The sequence below is a fragment of the Pseudomonas sp. PSE1(2024) genome (genome assembly GCF_050990555.1).
GTDB classification, from domain to species: Bacteria; Pseudomonadota; Gammaproteobacteria; order Pseudomonadales; family Pseudomonadaceae; genus Aquipseudomonas; species Aquipseudomonas aphyarum.
This window is the reverse complement of the sequence record NZ_CP158967.1, coordinates 4,519,735-4,533,430: the sequence shown is the minus strand read 5'-3', so window position 1 is coordinate 4,533,430 and position 13,696 is coordinate 4,519,735. Positions and strand designations below refer to the sequence as shown.

At 62.0% G+C, this 13,696-nt stretch carries 13 protein-coding genes; 4 read left to right on the top strand and 9 right to left on the bottom strand.

Annotation, left to right across the window (positions count from 1 at the left end; translation table 11 throughout):
- Positions 1–69 precede the first annotated feature (69 nt).
- On the top strand, positions 70–876 hold the full coding sequence (locus ABTV87_RS20495; protein WP_433898272.1) for an MOSC domain-containing protein: 807 nt from the start codon (positions 70–72) through the stop codon (positions 874–876).
- A 71-nt stretch (positions 877–947) separates the two neighbouring features.
- Here the strand turns inward: ABTV87_RS20495 and ABTV87_RS20490 are convergent, their stop codons facing one another.
- The 8 genes from ABTV87_RS20490 to ABTV87_RS20455 all read right to left on the bottom strand — a co-directional run bounded on the left by ABTV87_RS20490 (position 948) and on the right by ABTV87_RS20455 (position 10,229).
- Positions 948–1,232 (bottom strand): pyrimidine/purine nucleoside phosphorylase, encoded by a 285-nt coding sequence (locus ABTV87_RS20490; RefSeq protein WP_007940055.1) that lies wholly within the window; start codon positions 1,230–1,232, stop codon positions 948–950.
- 82 nt (positions 1,233–1,314) lie between these two features.
- A complete protein-coding gene (locus ABTV87_RS20485; protein ID WP_011335265.1) occupies positions 1,315–1,857 on the bottom strand; it encodes an exonuclease domain-containing protein in 543 nt (180 codons plus the stop codon).
- A gap of 69 nt (positions 1,858–1,926) precedes the next feature.
- The gene (locus tag ABTV87_RS20480) at positions 1,927–3,888 is read right to left on the bottom strand and encodes an acetyl/propionyl/methylcrotonyl-CoA carboxylase subunit alpha (RefSeq protein ID WP_433898271.1); all 1,962 of its coding nucleotides are present in this window, start codon (positions 3,886–3,888) and stop codon (positions 1,927–1,929) included.
- A 67-nt stretch (positions 3,889–3,955) separates the two neighbouring features.
- Entirely contained in the window at positions 3,956–4,753 is a 798-nt protein-coding gene (locus ABTV87_RS20475; RefSeq protein ID WP_262160047.1) for an enoyl-CoA hydratase/isomerase family protein, read from the bottom strand.
- Positions 4,750–5,907 (bottom strand): citronellyl-CoA dehydrogenase, encoded by a 1,158-nt coding sequence (atuD, locus tag ABTV87_RS20470; RefSeq protein ID WP_433898270.1) that lies wholly within the window; start codon positions 5,905–5,907, stop codon positions 4,750–4,752. Before atuD ends, ABTV87_RS20475 begins: the two co-directional genes overlap by 4 nt.
- A gap of 29 nt (positions 5,908–5,936) precedes the next feature.
- A complete protein-coding gene (gene atuC, locus ABTV87_RS20465; RefSeq protein ID WP_433898269.1) occupies positions 5,937–7,553 on the bottom strand; it encodes a geranyl-CoA carboxylase subunit beta in 1,617 nt (538 codons plus the stop codon).
- Positions 7,554–7,556: 3 nt separating this feature from the next.
- The gene (locus ABTV87_RS20460; protein ID WP_236178099.1) at positions 7,557–8,426 is read right to left on the bottom strand and encodes an SDR family oxidoreductase; all 870 of its coding nucleotides are present in this window, start codon (positions 8,424–8,426) and stop codon (positions 7,557–7,559) included.
- A gap of 12 nt (positions 8,427–8,438) precedes the next feature.
- Positions 8,439–10,229 (bottom strand): acyclic terpene utilization AtuA family protein, encoded by a 1,791-nt coding sequence (locus tag ABTV87_RS20455; protein ID WP_433898268.1) that lies wholly within the window; start codon positions 10,227–10,229, stop codon positions 8,439–8,441.
- 194 nt (positions 10,230–10,423) lie between these two features.
- Between ABTV87_RS20455 and ABTV87_RS20450 the strand changes: the two genes are divergently transcribed.
- The 3 genes from ABTV87_RS20450 (at position 10,424) to ABTV87_RS20440 (ending at position 13,037) form a co-directional block, all read left to right on the top strand.
- On the top strand, positions 10,424–11,047 hold the full coding sequence (locus tag ABTV87_RS20450) for a TetR/AcrR family transcriptional regulator (RefSeq protein WP_007955773.1): 624 nt from the start codon (positions 10,424–10,426) through the stop codon (positions 11,045–11,047).
- Positions 11,048–11,138: 91 nt separating this feature from the next.
- Positions 11,139–11,936: a substrate-binding periplasmic protein gene (locus ABTV87_RS20445; protein WP_127799129.1), complete on the top strand. Its 798-nt coding sequence runs from the start codon at positions 11,139–11,141 to the stop codon at positions 11,934–11,936.
- Between the two features lie 87 nt (positions 11,937–12,023).
- Entirely contained in the window at positions 12,024–13,037 is a 1,014-nt protein-coding gene (locus tag ABTV87_RS20440) for a GNAT family N-acetyltransferase (RefSeq protein ID WP_433898267.1), read from the top strand.
- A gap of 72 nt (positions 13,038–13,109) precedes the next feature.
- Here ABTV87_RS20440 and ABTV87_RS20435 read toward each other — a convergent pair whose 3' ends face one another.
- Complete coding sequence (locus tag ABTV87_RS20435; protein WP_007955779.1) at positions 13,110–13,664, bottom strand: RNA polymerase factor sigma-70; 555 nt, start codon at positions 13,662–13,664, stop codon at positions 13,110–13,112.
- Positions 13,665–13,696: the final 32 nt, after the last annotated feature.

Sequence of the window (13,696 nt, the reverse complement as noted above, 5' to 3'; positions counted from 1 at the left end):
TGCGCCAGCCTTTGATTCGCTGACAAAGCTCGTATAGGGTGGCGTTTTTGACCCACCAGGGAGCTGGCCATGCTGCGTCTGAGCGCGCTTTATCGTTACCCGTTGAAATCCGCCAAGGGCGAGGTCCTGCAAGGGATCGCCCTGGACAAACTGGGGCTTGAGGGCGATCGACGCTGGATGCTGGTGGACGAGGCCAGCGGGCGGTTCCTGACCCAGCGTGCCGAAGCGAAAATGAGTCAGTTGTCGGCACTTTGGAATGCCAGCGGCGGCCTGACGCTCAGCGCGCCGGGGCATTCGGCAATCGATGTCGCCTTGCCCGGCAATGACGACGACCTGCGTGGTGTAACCATCTGGCGCGATACCTTGCGCGTACCGGATGCCGGTGAAGAGGCGGCCCGCTGGGTCAGCGAATTCATTGGCAAGCCGACCCGACTGGTGCAAGTGCCGCTGGATCGTGCCCGGACGACCCAGGCCGGGTACGGCAACGATGACGATCAAGTGGCGTTCGCCGATGGTTTCCCGCTGCTGCTGATTGGTGAGGCCTCGCTGCAACACCTGTCGCAGGAAGTCGGGCGGCCTTTGGAAATGCTGCGGTTCCGGCCGAATCTGGTGATCGAAGGCAGTGATGCTTACGCCGAGGATGGCTGGAAGCGGATTCGTATCGGCGATGTCGAGTTCCGCGTGGTCAAGTCCTGCTCTCGGTGCATTCTAACCACGATTGATCCGCAAACCGGTGAGCGCAGCGCTGACCGTGAACCCCTGGCGACCTTGCAGAAGACTCGCGCCCAGGCCGACGGCGCGATGTTTGGCCAGAACCTGGTCAATGACGGCAACGGCCGGCTCGAAGTTGGCATGCCAGTGGAAATTCTCGAATAACCCGCCCTGAAACGAAAAATGCCCGTGTCCTTGGACACGGGCATTTTTTATGACCGCCGAAAACCGTGGGTTCAGCCGCGGTATTCGCACAGGTAAGCGGTGTCGACGGCCACTTTCAGCTGGAACTTGCTGTTGGCTGGCACGTTGAACTGGCTGCCGGCGGCGAAGGTTTCCCAGTCGCTGCTGTCCGGCAGTTTGACGGTCAGTGCACCGGACACCACGTGCATGATTTCACGCTGGCTGGTGCCGAATTCGTATTCGCCCGGGGCCATGACGCCGATGGTCGCAGGGCCTTCAGCGGTGCCAAAAGCGATCGACTTGACGGTGCCGTCGAAGTACTCGTTGACTTTAAACATGGGCGATTCCTCTCGAAAATGGCTTAAAAAGGGTCAAAAAGGTCGGCCAGTATGCACAAGGCTTCTGGCGCCGTCACCTGCGCTAGAGCGGCAGCACCAATGGCAATAATCGGGCGGTATTGCGCGCATCCTCCAGCGCTCGATGCTGCTGGCCGGTGAACTGCATGCCCGCCAGTTGCAACGCGCCATTGAGGCCCAGCGGCCGTTCGAGGCGTCGGGCCTTGGCAAAGCGCTGTTTGAGGTTCATGTGCGGCACCCGGCTCAGGGCGCTGTCGAGTTGCAGCCGCTGCCATTCCTGAAGCAACTGCTTGCGGTCGTAATCGCCCCAACTGGCCCAGCCTTCAAGGCGTGTCTGGTGCTGGCCGAGCCAGCGTTCGAACGCAGGCCACACTTCACTCAACGGCTGCGCCGCGTCGATGTTGGCCTGGGTGATGTGCGTGAGTTCGCGGCAAAACGGCGTCAACAAGGGGCGCCGCGTCGGTTTGACGAAGCGCTGAAAGTGATCCTGCTCGCGACCGGCGCGATCCACCAGGGTCGCGCCGATCTCGATGATCTCCATCTCCGTAACCGGCCAGCCACCCTCATCGGTGGTGGCTTCCAGATCTATGACCAGCCAATGGGGCATCGCAGGGTTCCTGATTTCCGCGTCCTGATTATTCAGAGCGTAGTCAAACCTTGCGGATGCGCGCGGCGACTACTCGACCTGCAACAGAACCTGACGATTTTTTACCTGATCGCCGACCTTGACCTGCACCCGCTTGAGCACGCCGTCGATGCCGGCCTTGAGCGGGTGCTCCATTTTCATTGCTTCCAGCACCACCAGCAGCTGACCTTTGCTGACCGGGCTGCCTTCGCAGACAAGCACATCGATGATGGCGCCATCCATCGGGGCTTTCAACGTGCCGGAACTGACGCTGGTCTGACTGTCGATCATCGCGTGAGTTCGATCCACCAGGTGCAGGCTGCCGGGGTGGGTGAACAGCCAGAGCTGCTCGTCGCGCAGGCGATAGGCGTGGCGCTGGCGCAGGCCATCGATTTCCAGCGTCACGGCCCCGGCGGTATGCTCGACCAATTTGAGTTGGATGGTGCGTTCGGCGACCTGCACTTCAAACACGTTGTCCGGACTGGCGCGCAGTTGCACGTTCCAGTCGCGGGCGTCGAGGCCGATGCGATAGAGCAACGGCGCACCGACGTTGTTACGCCATCCGGACAGCGGGGCGCGATGTTGCTGCGCGGCGGCTTGGTAAAAAATCACCGCCGCGATGGCCAGCTCTTCGGCACTGGGCGAATAGGCGTGCAGGCAATCGTGATCGGCGAAATGTTGAGGGATGAAGCCAGTGCCGAATTCTCCGCTGATGAACTGCGGATGCTGCAACAGGCTGGCGAGCAACCGCTGATTGCTCTGCACGCCCAGCAACACGCTGTCCTGAACCGCACACAACAGTTTGCGCCGGGCCTCTTCACGGGTTGCGCCGTGGGCGATCAGTTTGCCGAGCATCGGGTCGTAGAACGGTGAGACCGACTGCCCTTCGATCAGGCCGTGATCGATCCGCGCACCGCGATCCAGTGCCGGCACCCAGGCTTCGACACGCCCGGTCTGCGGAAGAAAACCTTGGGCCGGATCTTCGGCGTAGAGGCGCACTTCCATCGCGTGGCCATCGAGTTTGACCTGCGCTTGCGACAGCGGCAGAGGCTGGCCTTCGGCAACCAGAAGTTGCCACGCCACCAGATCCAGCCCGGTAATCAATTCAGTCACCGGGTGCTCGACCTGCAACCGGGTGTTCATCTCCAGAAAATAGAACCGGCCATCGGCGTCGAGGAGAAATTCCACGGTGCCGGCGCCGACGTAGTTCACCGCACGCCCGGCCTTGAGCGCCGCTTCGCCCATCGCCTGACGCAGGTCCTCAGTCATCACCGGGCACGGTGCCTCTTCGATGACTTTCTGGTGACGGCGCTGAATCGAACAATCGCGCTCGCCGAGGTAGATCAGGTTGCCATGCCGGTCGCCGAACAGCTGCACTTCGACATGGCGCGGTTCGATCAACGCCTGTTCGAGGATCAGTTCGTCGCTGCCGAAACCGTTCAAGGCTTCGGAGCGCGCCGTGCGCAACTGCGCTGGCAATTCCTCGACGCTGTGCACCAGACGCATGCCGCGCCCGCCACCGCCGGCGCTGGCCTTGATCATCAACGGATAACCGATGCGCTCGGCTTCACGGGCCAGGGTCGCGTCGTCCTGCTCGGCGCCTTGATAGCCGGCGATGCACGGCACACCGGCGGCGAGCATGGCGATTTTCGACTGACGTTTGCTGCCCATCAGTTCGATGGCTTCGACGCTGGGGCCGATGAAAATCAGGCCGGCCTGTTCGCAAGCTCGGGCGAATTCGGCATTTTCCGAGAGAAAACCGTAGCCGGGATGGATCGCGTCGGCACCGCTGCGCCGGGCGGCGTCGAGGATCGCCGGGATGTTCAGGTAGGACTGCTGCACCGGCGCCGGGCCGATGTTCACCGCTTGATCGGCCATTTGCACGTGCAATGCGTCGGCGTCGGCATCGCTGAAAACCGCGACCGTGCGATAACCGAGGGCCTGGGCGGTGCGCTGGATGCGGCAGGCGATTTCACCGCGGTTGGCGATCAGGATTTTGTGGAGGGCGGGCATGGTGGTTTTCCTGAATGTTGGCGGTGGATTGAAGGGCCTTATCGCGAGCAGGCTCGCTCCCACAGGGTCAGGTGCTCCATCCGGGTTTGCGCTTTTGCACAAACGCCATCGTGCCCTCGATCCCTTCGGCACCGGTCACCGCTGCGCTAAACCACTGCGCGGCTTCGTCCAGCAATTCACTCGACGGCTGGCCGGCGCTGGCCAGCAACAGTTTTTTCGTCACGGCATTCGCCTCGGGAGCGCAACACAAGACGTGGTCGAGCACTTCATCCAGTCGCTCGGCGAGCGCCTGTGGATCCTGCTCGACAAAATGCACAAGCCCCAGGCGTCGGGCCTGATGGCCATCGAAGCGGGCGGCGGTCAGGGCCAGACGTCGGGTCTCGGTGAGGCCGATGCGCTGCACCACAAACGGCGCGATCTGCGCCGGTAACAAGCCGAGGCTGGTTTCCGGCAAACCGAATTGCGCCTGATGATCGGCGATGGCGATATCGCTGACACACGTCAGGCCGAAGCCACCCCCGAGCACAGCGCCCTGCAACACGGTGATCAGCACTTGCGGCGCGTGCTGCGTTTCTTCCAGCAACGACCCGAACGCTCGGTTCAACTCACGATAAGCATCGCTGCCCTGAGCGCGGGCATTGGCCATATCCTTGATGTCGCCGCCGGCACAGAAATGCCCGCCCGCACCGCTCAGCACCAGCGCGCGAACACTACGGTCATCGCGCACGGAGGCGAGCACGGCGCGCAACTCGGCGACCATTTGCAGGCTCATGGCGTTGCGGCTTTCCGGGCGATTGAGGGTGATGTGCAACACGCCGTTGTGCCGTTCCAGCAGCAGCGTCTGGCAATCGGGCAGGGCGCTCATTTCTTTTTCCCCGGCAGGATGCCCATCAGTTTGCAGATGATCCCCAGCATGATTTCGTCGGCGCCGCCGCCAATCGACACCAGCCGCACGTCGCGATAGGCGCGGGCCACCGGGTTGTCCCACATGAAGCCCATGCCGCCCCAGTATTGCAGGCAACTGTCGCTGACTTCACGGCCGAGGCGCCCGGCCTTGAGCTTGGCCATCGAAGCCAGTCGAGTGACGTCCTGGCCTTTCACGTATTGCTCGGTGGCCTGATAGACCAGCGCCCGCAGGCATTCGATTTCGGTCTGCAGTTCGGCGAGGCGGAAGTGGATCACCTGGTTGTCGATCAGCGCATTGCCGAAGGTTTTGCGTTCCTTGCAGTACTCGATGGTGCTGTCGACGCAGTATTCCAGGCCTTTGATCATGTTGGCCGCGCCGAACAGGCGTTCCTCCTGGAACTGCAGCATCTGCATCATGAACCCGGCGCCTTCATGGCCGATGCGGTTGCGTTGGGGAACACGCACGTTGTCGAAAAACACTTGGGCGGTTTCCGAGCTGCGCATGCCGAGCTTGTCCAGATGCGAACTGAGGCTGATGCCCGGCGTGTTCATCGGCACCATGATCAGCGATTTGTTGATGTGTGGTTTGTCGTCCGAAGTGTTGGCCAGCAGGCAGATGAAGTCGGCGCTCGGCGAGTTGGTGATCCACATCTTGCTGCCGTTGATCACATAGCCGTCGCCGTCCTTGCGCGCGGTGGTCTTGAGCCCCGCGACGTCGGAACCGGCGCCGACTTCCGAGACGCCGATGCAACCGACCTGCTCGCCGGTGATGGCCGGGCGCAGGAATTCTTCGCGCAACTCATCGGAACCGAAGCGGGCGAGAGCCGGGGTGCACATGTCGGTCTGCACGCCGATCGACATCGGAATGCCGCCGCAATGAATGGTGCCGAACTCTTCGGCGGCGACGATCGAATAGCTGTAATCCAGGCCCATGCCGCCGAATTTTTCTGGCTTGGAAATCCCCAGCAGGCCGAGGTCGCCGGCCTTGCGGAAAATCTCGTGAATCGGAAAGCGCCCGGCCTTTTCCCATTCATCGACGTGCGGGTTGATCTCGTGCTCGACGAACTGGCGGACGGTGCGGCGCAGGGCTTCGTGTTCCGGGGTGAAGATCATTTTTATTGTTCTCCTTTAGTCCGTGGCGATCAGAACCGGCTGACGCCGAAGCTGTTGGGTTGCAACGTGCGGATGTCGGCTTCGTGGCAAATGTCCAGCAGGTAACCGAGCAGGGTGCGGGTGTCGCGCGGATCGATAAGCCCGTCGTCCCACAGGTTGGCGCTGCCGTAGAGGGCGGTGGACTGGCTGTCGAGTTTCTGCGCGGTGACCTGCTCCAGCATGTCGAGCATTTTCGGGTCAGGCACCAGACCGTCCTTGAGCTGTTTGGCTTCGGTGACGATGCGCAACACCTTGCCGGCCTGGGCGCCACCCATCACGGCGGTGCGGCTGTTGGGCCAGGCGAAGATGAAACGCGGATCGAGCCCACGTCCGCACATCGCATAGTTGCCTGCCCCGTAGGAGCCGCCGACCACGATCGTCAGTTTCGGCACCCGCGCATTGGCCACGGCCTGGATCAGTTTCGAGCCGTGCTTGATCACGCCGTGCTGTTCCGATTCGGTGCCGACCATGAACCCGGTGGTGTTGTGGAAAAACAGCAGCGGCGTCTGGCTCTGGTCGCACAGTTGAATGAACTGCGCCGCCTTGCTCGCACCGTTGGGCGTGATCGGGCCGTTGTTGCCGATGAAACCGCAGGCGCGGCCCTGAATTTTCAGGTGGCCACATACGGTCTGCTGATCGAACTCGCCTTTGAATTCCAGAAAGCGCGATTCGTCGGCGATCCGCGCAATGATTTCGCGCACGTCGTAAGGTTTTTTCGGGTCGTCCGGGATCAGTCCGAGCAGTTCGTCGATGGGATACAGTGGCTCCTTGAATTGCGGTTCGGGCAGCCACGGTATTTGCTCGTTCCAGTTCAGCAGGCTGACGATTTCCCGCGCCTGACGCACGCCGTCGGCATCGTTTTCGGCCAGGTATTCGGCGGTGCCGGCGACTTGCGCGTGCATCTCGGCGCCGCCCAGTTCTTCGTCGGTGGCGACTTCACCGGTCGCCGCTTTAAGCAACGGCGGACCGGCAAGAAACAGCTTGGCCTTGCCGCGCACCACCACCACGTAATCCGACAGCCCCGGCTGATAGGCGCCGCCAGCCGTAGCCGAGCCGTGCACCACGGTGATCTGCGGCAGGCCCATGGCCGACATCCGCGCCTGATTGGCAAAGCTGCGCGCGCCTTCGACGAAGATTTCCGCCGCGTAATTGAGGTTGGCGCCGCCGCTCTCGGCGAGGGTGATAACCGGCAGTTTGTTTTCCTGGGCGATCTGTTGCAGGCGCAGGGATTTTTTCAGACCCGACGGGGAAATCGTCCCGCCCTTGATTGCGCTGTTGTTCGCCACGATCAAGGCACGAACGCCGGACACGTAGCCGATGCCGGCGATCAAGCCGCCACCGGCCGAGCTGCCGTCCTTGTCGTCGTGGAGTTTGTAGCCGGCCAGGCTCGCCAGCTCGAGGAATGGCGCGCCGGGGTCGAGCAGCAGATTCAGGCGCTCACGGGGCAGCAATTGTCCGCGCTTGTCGAATTTCGGTTTGGCTTCGGCAGCCTTGTTCAGCAGGTTTTGTTCGAGTTGCTGGACTTGTTCGATGGCGGCGAGCATCGCTGCGCGATTGCGGGCGAAGGCTTCGCTGTGCGGGTCGAGTTGGGACTGGATCTGCGGCATGGCTTACTCCTTGTCCTTCAAAACGTCCGGCATATAGGCCCGGTGAAAGCCGTTGAAGGATTCGCTGTGGGTCGCCTTGTGCAGCGGCCAGGCGCGACTGCCCAGACTGGCTGCGCCGTCGATGCGCAAGGTGCTGCCGCTGATGAACGCGGCAGCGGGGCTGAGCAGAAACACGATCGCTGCGCTGACCTCCGATTCGGTGCCGATGCGCTTGAGCGGCACGTGTTCGCGCAAGGTCGGGATCACGGCCTTGAACGCGCCTTCGTAAGTGTCCATGCCGCTGGAAGCGATCCAACCCGGGGCTACCGCATTCACCCGAACACCGGCATAACCCCATTCGAACGCCGCCGTCTTGGTGAAGTTGTCCATGCCCGAGCGCGCGGCGCCGGAGTGGCCCATGCCGGGCATACCGCCCCACATGTCGGCGAGCATGTTGACGATGCTGCCGCCGTGTTTGCTCATCGACTGGTTGAACACTTCGCGGGCCATCAGGAAACCGCCGACCAGATTGGTCCGCAGTACGGTTTCGAAACCTTTCTGATTGATCGAGGCCAGGGGCGACGGATACTGGCCGCCGGCATTGTTGACCAGCCCGTGGATCGGCCCGTGTTCGCGGATCAGTTCGCTGACCAGCGCCTTTACGGCTTCTTCGTCACGGATATCGCAGGCCTTCCAGTGCGCCCGACCGCCGTCCTCGGCAATTTCGGCGGCGACGGTTTGCAGCTTTTCCGGCTTGCGCCCGACCAGCACCACGGTGGCCCCGAGCGCCGCCAGTTCATGGGCGGTGCAACGCCCGATGCCACTGCCGCCACCGGTGACGATGACGGTCTGGCCGCTGAACAGATCAGCCCTGAAAATCGATTCGAACGCCATGGTGCCAATCCTCTAGTCGAACTGTTCGGCGATGCTCTGCGGCACCGGGATCTGGATTTCCAGTAGTTGTTGGGCGAAGGCCTTGCCTTGCGGGTCGATGCGCAGACTCGCCACGCCGCCGCCACCGAGGGCGTTTTCCAACAGGAAGTTGAGGCTGTGGGTGCCCGGCAGATACCAGCGCTCGACCCGGCCGTGAATCGGGTCGAGGACATGGTTCATCCAGTCGACGACCACCGCCGAGGTCAGAGCCTCGGCGATCCACGGCAGGTATTCCGGACGACGCGGCATCACGCCAATGTTGCTGTGATTGCCTTTGTCGCCGGAGCGCGCCACGGCCAGTTTCACCAAGGGCACGCTCGCGTCGGCGCGGCCCTGGGGTTTGGGCGTTTCGTGGGGCAGGGGCAGATCCTGACTGTCGAGTGTTGCAGGGGCGGGCAGGGTGAACGGGTGAGATTCGCCGGCGATGTCGATCTGCAATGTGCAGGCGCTTTTGTTGATCAGGAACGAGAACAGCCGGATCAGCGGATACACCGTCGGCCGTCCGCCGACGATGCCGGTCAGCCCTGGCGCCATGCCGGTGGCTGCCTGGGCGATCTCCCGGGAGAACAGGATCAAGGCTTGTTTGTTCGGGTGGCGCACGGCGAGTTTGATCACCACTTCACGGCTGTCCCGACGCTGGCCGTGAGGGCCGTAGGTGGCTTCGCTGCCGAGCAGTTCGACGTGGGTTTCGGTGTAGGGGCCGAGACCTTTCTGGTCGAGCATCTCCGAGGTCTTGTCGAGAATCGCCTGGCTGACGCGCCGGGCTTTTTCCACGGCATCGATGCCGGCGATCAGGCAGCTGGCGGTACAACGGAAGCCGTCCGGATACGTTGCGCTGACCTTGTATTGGTCGCTGGGCGGCAAGCCTTTGGCACCGTGGACCCGGACGGCGTTTTTGCCTTGTTGCTGGAGTTTGACCTGGCTGAAATCGCAGACCACATCGGGCAACAGATAGGTCTGCGGATCACCGATTTCGTAGAGCATCTGCTCGCCGACCGTCAGCGGTGTGACCAACCCGCCGGAGCCTTCCGGTTTGCTGACGATGAACTGGCCGTCGGCGCTGACTTCGACGATCGGGAAACCGATGTGTTCGTAGTCCGGCACGTCGCGCCAGTCGGTGAAGTTGCCGCCGGTGCACTGCGCGCCGCATTCGATGATGTGCCCGGCCAGGGCCGCTTGCGCGAGTTTGTCGTAGTCGTGCCACGACCAGCCGAATTCATGCACCAGCGCGGCACTGACCACTGCGCTGTCGACCACCCGGCCGGTGATGACGATGTCGGCGCCCAGGCGCAGCGCTTCGACAATGCCCGGTGCGCCGAGGTAGGCGTTGGTCGACACGCACATCGGCGGCAGTGGGGCGCCGCTGAACATTTCCGTGATGCCTTGGGAGGCGAGTTTTTTGAAGTGGGGTTGCAGGTCATCGCCCGACAGCACGGCGATTTTCAACGATACGCCGGCCTTGTCGCAGGCCGCTTGCAGCGCGGCGGCGCAGGCCTTGGGATTGACCCCGCCAGCATTGCTGATGACACGGATTTTCTGTTCGGCCAGTTGCGGCAGCAGGGGCGCGAGGACTTCGATGAAGTCTCCCGCGAACCCGGCCTGCGGGTCCTTCATGCGCGCACCGGCCATGATCGACATGGTGATTTCGGCCAGGTAGTCGAAGACCAGATAATCCAGCTGTCCTGCGGCCACAAGCTGCGCGGCGGCGGTCGAGGTGTCTCCCCAGAATGCGCTGGCGCATCCGATGCGAACCGTGGTGGGCATTTTGATCTCCGACTCAGGAACCTGTGACAGAAGTGCATCGAGGCTACCAAGCAAGCGCTTGGTTTGTAAACAGCTGAAATTATCTTCTGCCCAAGCGCTTGCTTGGTACCCGCCGGCGGCTTAAATTGCCCGCGCAACCCCGCCGTTTCTGCGGCGTGCGGCGCATTTGACTGATCGACTGTAGGAGAGAACGGGTGGACGAGCAAAAAGCCCTGAGGGTCATGCGTGAACTGGTCGATGCCGGCCAGCTGACCGATCCGGACAGCGCTCGCGGCAAACTGCTGCAAGTGGCGGCCCACCTGTTCCGCAACAAAGGCTACGAGCGCACCACGGTGCGCGATCTGGCCGGTGCCGTGGGGATTCAGTCGGGCAGCATCTTTCATCACTTCAAGAGCAAGGATGAAATCCTGCGGGCGGTGATGGAAGAAACCATCCGCTACAACACCGCGCTGATGCGTGCGGCCCTTGCCGATGCCGCCGATGTGCGCGAGCGGGTGCTGGCGCTGATCCGCTGCGAATTGCAGTCGATCATGGGCGGCAGCGGCGAGGCGATGGCGGTGCTGGTGTATGAATGGCGCTCGCTGTCCGAAGACGGCCAGGCCAAAGTGCTAGCACTGCGCGACATCTACGAAGACCTCTGGCTGCAAGTGCTGGGCGAGGCCAAAGAGGCGGGGTTCATCCGTGGCGACGTGTTCATTACCCGACGTTTTCTCACGGGCGCGTTGTCCTGGACCACTACCTGGTTCCGTGCCGGCGGTAGCCTGAGCCTGGATCAACTGGCCGAAGAAGCGCTGATTCTGGTGCTCGAAGAGCGCTAGGCGCTTTCTATCGGGTCGGGAAACTGGCTAACTGGGCGAAACCGCCTAGCTTGAATGCAATGATCGGTACTTTTTCGGGGAGTGGGGTGTTTTGAAGTCTTCGCCAATTCGGACGGCCGCCGGGCTGATGCTCGCAGCGCTGGCTGCATTATGGGTATTGCCTGCTCCGGCGGCGCAAGTGGTTCGGGTGGGCGCGGCGCATTTTCCGCCCTATACCATTCGCCCGGAAAACGGCGCTGACACCGGCCTGCTGCCGGAGCTGGTCGCGGCTTTGAACAGCGCCCAGAGCGACTATCGTTTCGAGCTGGTGCCCACCTCGATTCCCCGCCGGTTCGGCGATTTCAAGGATGGCCGCACGGACATGGCGATCTTCGAAAACCCGGAGTGGGGCTGGAAAGACATTCCCCACATCACCGTAGACATGGGCCTGGAGGACGCGGAGATTTTCGTCGCGCAGAACAAGCCCGGTCGCCAGCAGAACTACTTCGCCGATCTCAAGGGCAAACGGCTGGCGCTGTACAGCGGCTATCACTACGAATTCGCCAACTTCAACGCCGATCCCAAGTACCTCGCCGAAACTTACAGCGCCACGCTGACTTATTCCCACGACAGCAATCTGCTGATGGTCTTGCGCGGGCGCGCGGACATTGCGTTGGTGACGCGCTCGTACCTGTTCGATTACCTGCTGCGCAACGAAAAGGTGCGCGACGAGTTGCTGGTGTCCCAGCGCATCGACCAGATCTACCACCACTATGCGATTCTCAGTCCGAAGGCGCCGATCACCGGCGAAGCCTTCGGCAAGCTGCTGCAAGGCCTGCGCGACAACGGGCAGATGCTGAAAATCTTCGATCCGTACAAGATTGCGGTGGTGCCGGTGCCGCATCAATGACCGGCGGTTTTTGCCGAACGGCCTAAATTTCCCGCCCCGGCTCACGTCCCATCGTTGAACTGTCGACGATTATCGTGAGCCCGACCCATGTCCAATCTGAATGACCTGACTGCCCTGGCCCTGCCTTCGGGCAGCCAACTGGTAGCCGATGCCACCGAAAGCCGTCTGAGCCTGAGCCTGGACGGGCAACCGCTGATTCGCCTGCGCCTCGATCGTGAAGGCCAGGGGCCGATCCAGATCGATGAACGCTATGCACTGCCGCCGGGCCAGGCGCTGTGGGCGGCCTGTTATTGGCTGTTTGCCCGGGATCCGGCGCGTCAGCAATTGATCTGGCAACTCGATCAGGCGCCGACCGAAGCCTTGCTCAGCGGTTTGCTGGTGGGCACCGAAGTGGCGGGCGAATATCGCTGTGAGCGCACGCTGTTCTGGCAACTGCCGCAACCGTGGCTTGGCACCTCACTGACCGGCAGTTATCCGCAGCAGATGGTCATCAGCAACGGCAAGCGCCATCCGCTGCGACCGGTGAAACCGCGTGGTGAGGTTTATCGGCGTTTCGATGCGCGCCTCGGTGCCTGGATTTCCCTGCGAACGGTGGAGATCGAGCAGGATCTGGCGCGTTTCAATCGCTGGCAGAACAGCCCGCGCGTCGCCAGTTTCTGGCAGGAAGAGGGCAGCCTCGAACAGCATCGCGAATACCTGAGCAAGCTCGACGCCGATCCGCACACGCTGACCCTGATCGGTTGTTTCGATGATCAGCCGTTTGCCTATTTCGAAGCCTATTGGGCCAAGGAAGATCGCATCGCGCCGTTCTACGATGCCGACAATTACGATCGCGGCATTCACATGCTGGTCGGTGAGGAAGACTATCGCGGCCCGCACAAAGTGGCGAGCTGGCTGTCGGCGCTGGTGCACTACCTGTTCCTGGATGATCCGCGTACTCAGCGAGTGGTCGCCGAACCGCGTGCCGATAACGCGAAGATGATCGGCCACATGCACAACCAGTGCTTCCACTGCGAGAAAGAATTCGACTTCCCGCACAAGCGCGCGGCGCTGATGATCCTCGGGCGCGAGCGCTTCTTCGACCGGTGCACGCTGGTATGACATTTCGCTGAAAACAAAAAAGATCGCAGCCCTTCAACGAAGGCTGCGATCTTTTTTTGCGGCCGTTTTTTATCAGCGACGGTTTGCGGACACCGCATCGGCACGGCTGCCGGATACCTTGCGGCAGTGCACCAGCGCATCGCGAATCATGAAGTTGACCAGGGTCGGCGAAACGCCGAGTTCCTTGGCGATGTCCTTCTGCGGCACGCCGTGCAGACGGTACATCTCGAACGCATAGCGGGTGCGGACCGGCAGCTCGGTCAGCGCGTCGGCGATGTGTTCCAGGGTCGAGAAATTGATGTGCGAGGTTTCCGGCGAAGCGCCCTGAATGACCACGTTCAACCCTTCCTCCTCGGGGCCGGCGTACTTCTGCTCCAGCGCCTGTTTGCGGTAGTGATCGATCGCCAGATTGCGCACGATCTGGAACAGATAACTCAGCTGGGCCTTGATCGACGACGTGATCGGCGGTGCCGATTGCAGTCGGAAGAACGCATCCTGCACCACATCTTCGGCGCGTGACCGGCAGCCGGTAATGCGGGCTGCAATCTTGACCAGAATCAGTCGATTGTCGACGAATGCCTGAAGTAGCGGTGAATCGCACCTGCTTGTGGATACTTGTTCCGTCATGGAAATCACCTTGCTGCCAATAGGTTAGTGGG

Bases quoted from the DNA above. Each gene is read 5' to 3' on its own strand.
- ABTV87_RS20495 (WP_433898272.1), top strand. From the start codon at position 70: ATGCTGCGTCTGAGCGCGCTTTATCGTTACCCGTTGAAATCCGCCAAG.
- ABTV87_RS20490 (WP_007940055.1), bottom strand. From the start codon at position 1,232: ATGTTTAAAGTCAACGAGTACTTCGACGGCACCGTCAAGTCGATCGCT.
- ABTV87_RS20485 (WP_011335265.1), bottom strand. From the start codon at position 1,857: ATGCCCCATTGGCTGGTCATAGATCTGGAAGCCACCACCGATGAGGGT.
- ABTV87_RS20480 (WP_433898271.1), bottom strand. From the start codon at position 3,888: ATGCCCGCCCTCCACAAAATCCTGATCGCCAACCGCGGTGAAATCGCC.
- ABTV87_RS20475 (WP_262160047.1), bottom strand. From the start codon at position 4,753: ATGAGCGCCCTGCCCGATTGCCAGACGCTGCTGCTGGAACGGCACAAC.
- atuD (WP_433898270.1), bottom strand. From the start codon at position 5,907: ATGATCTTCACCCCGGAACACGAAGCCCTGCGCCGCACCGTCCGCCAG.
- atuC (WP_433898269.1), bottom strand. From the start codon at position 7,553: ATGCCGCAGATCCAGTCCCAACTCGACCCGCACAGCGAAGCCTTCGCC.
- ABTV87_RS20460 (WP_236178099.1), bottom strand. From the start codon at position 8,426: ATGGCGTTCGAATCGATTTTCAGGGCTGATCTGTTCAGCGGCCAGACC.
- ABTV87_RS20455 (WP_433898268.1), bottom strand. From the start codon at position 10,229: ATGCCCACCACGGTTCGCATCGGATGCGCCAGCGCATTCTGGGGAGAC.
- ABTV87_RS20440 (WP_433898267.1), top strand. From the start codon at position 12,024: ATGTCCAATCTGAATGACCTGACTGCCCTGGCCCTGCCTTCGGGCAGC.
- ABTV87_RS20435 (WP_007955779.1), bottom strand. From the start codon at position 13,664: ATGACGGAACAAGTATCCACAAGCAGGTGCGATTCACCGCTACTTCAG.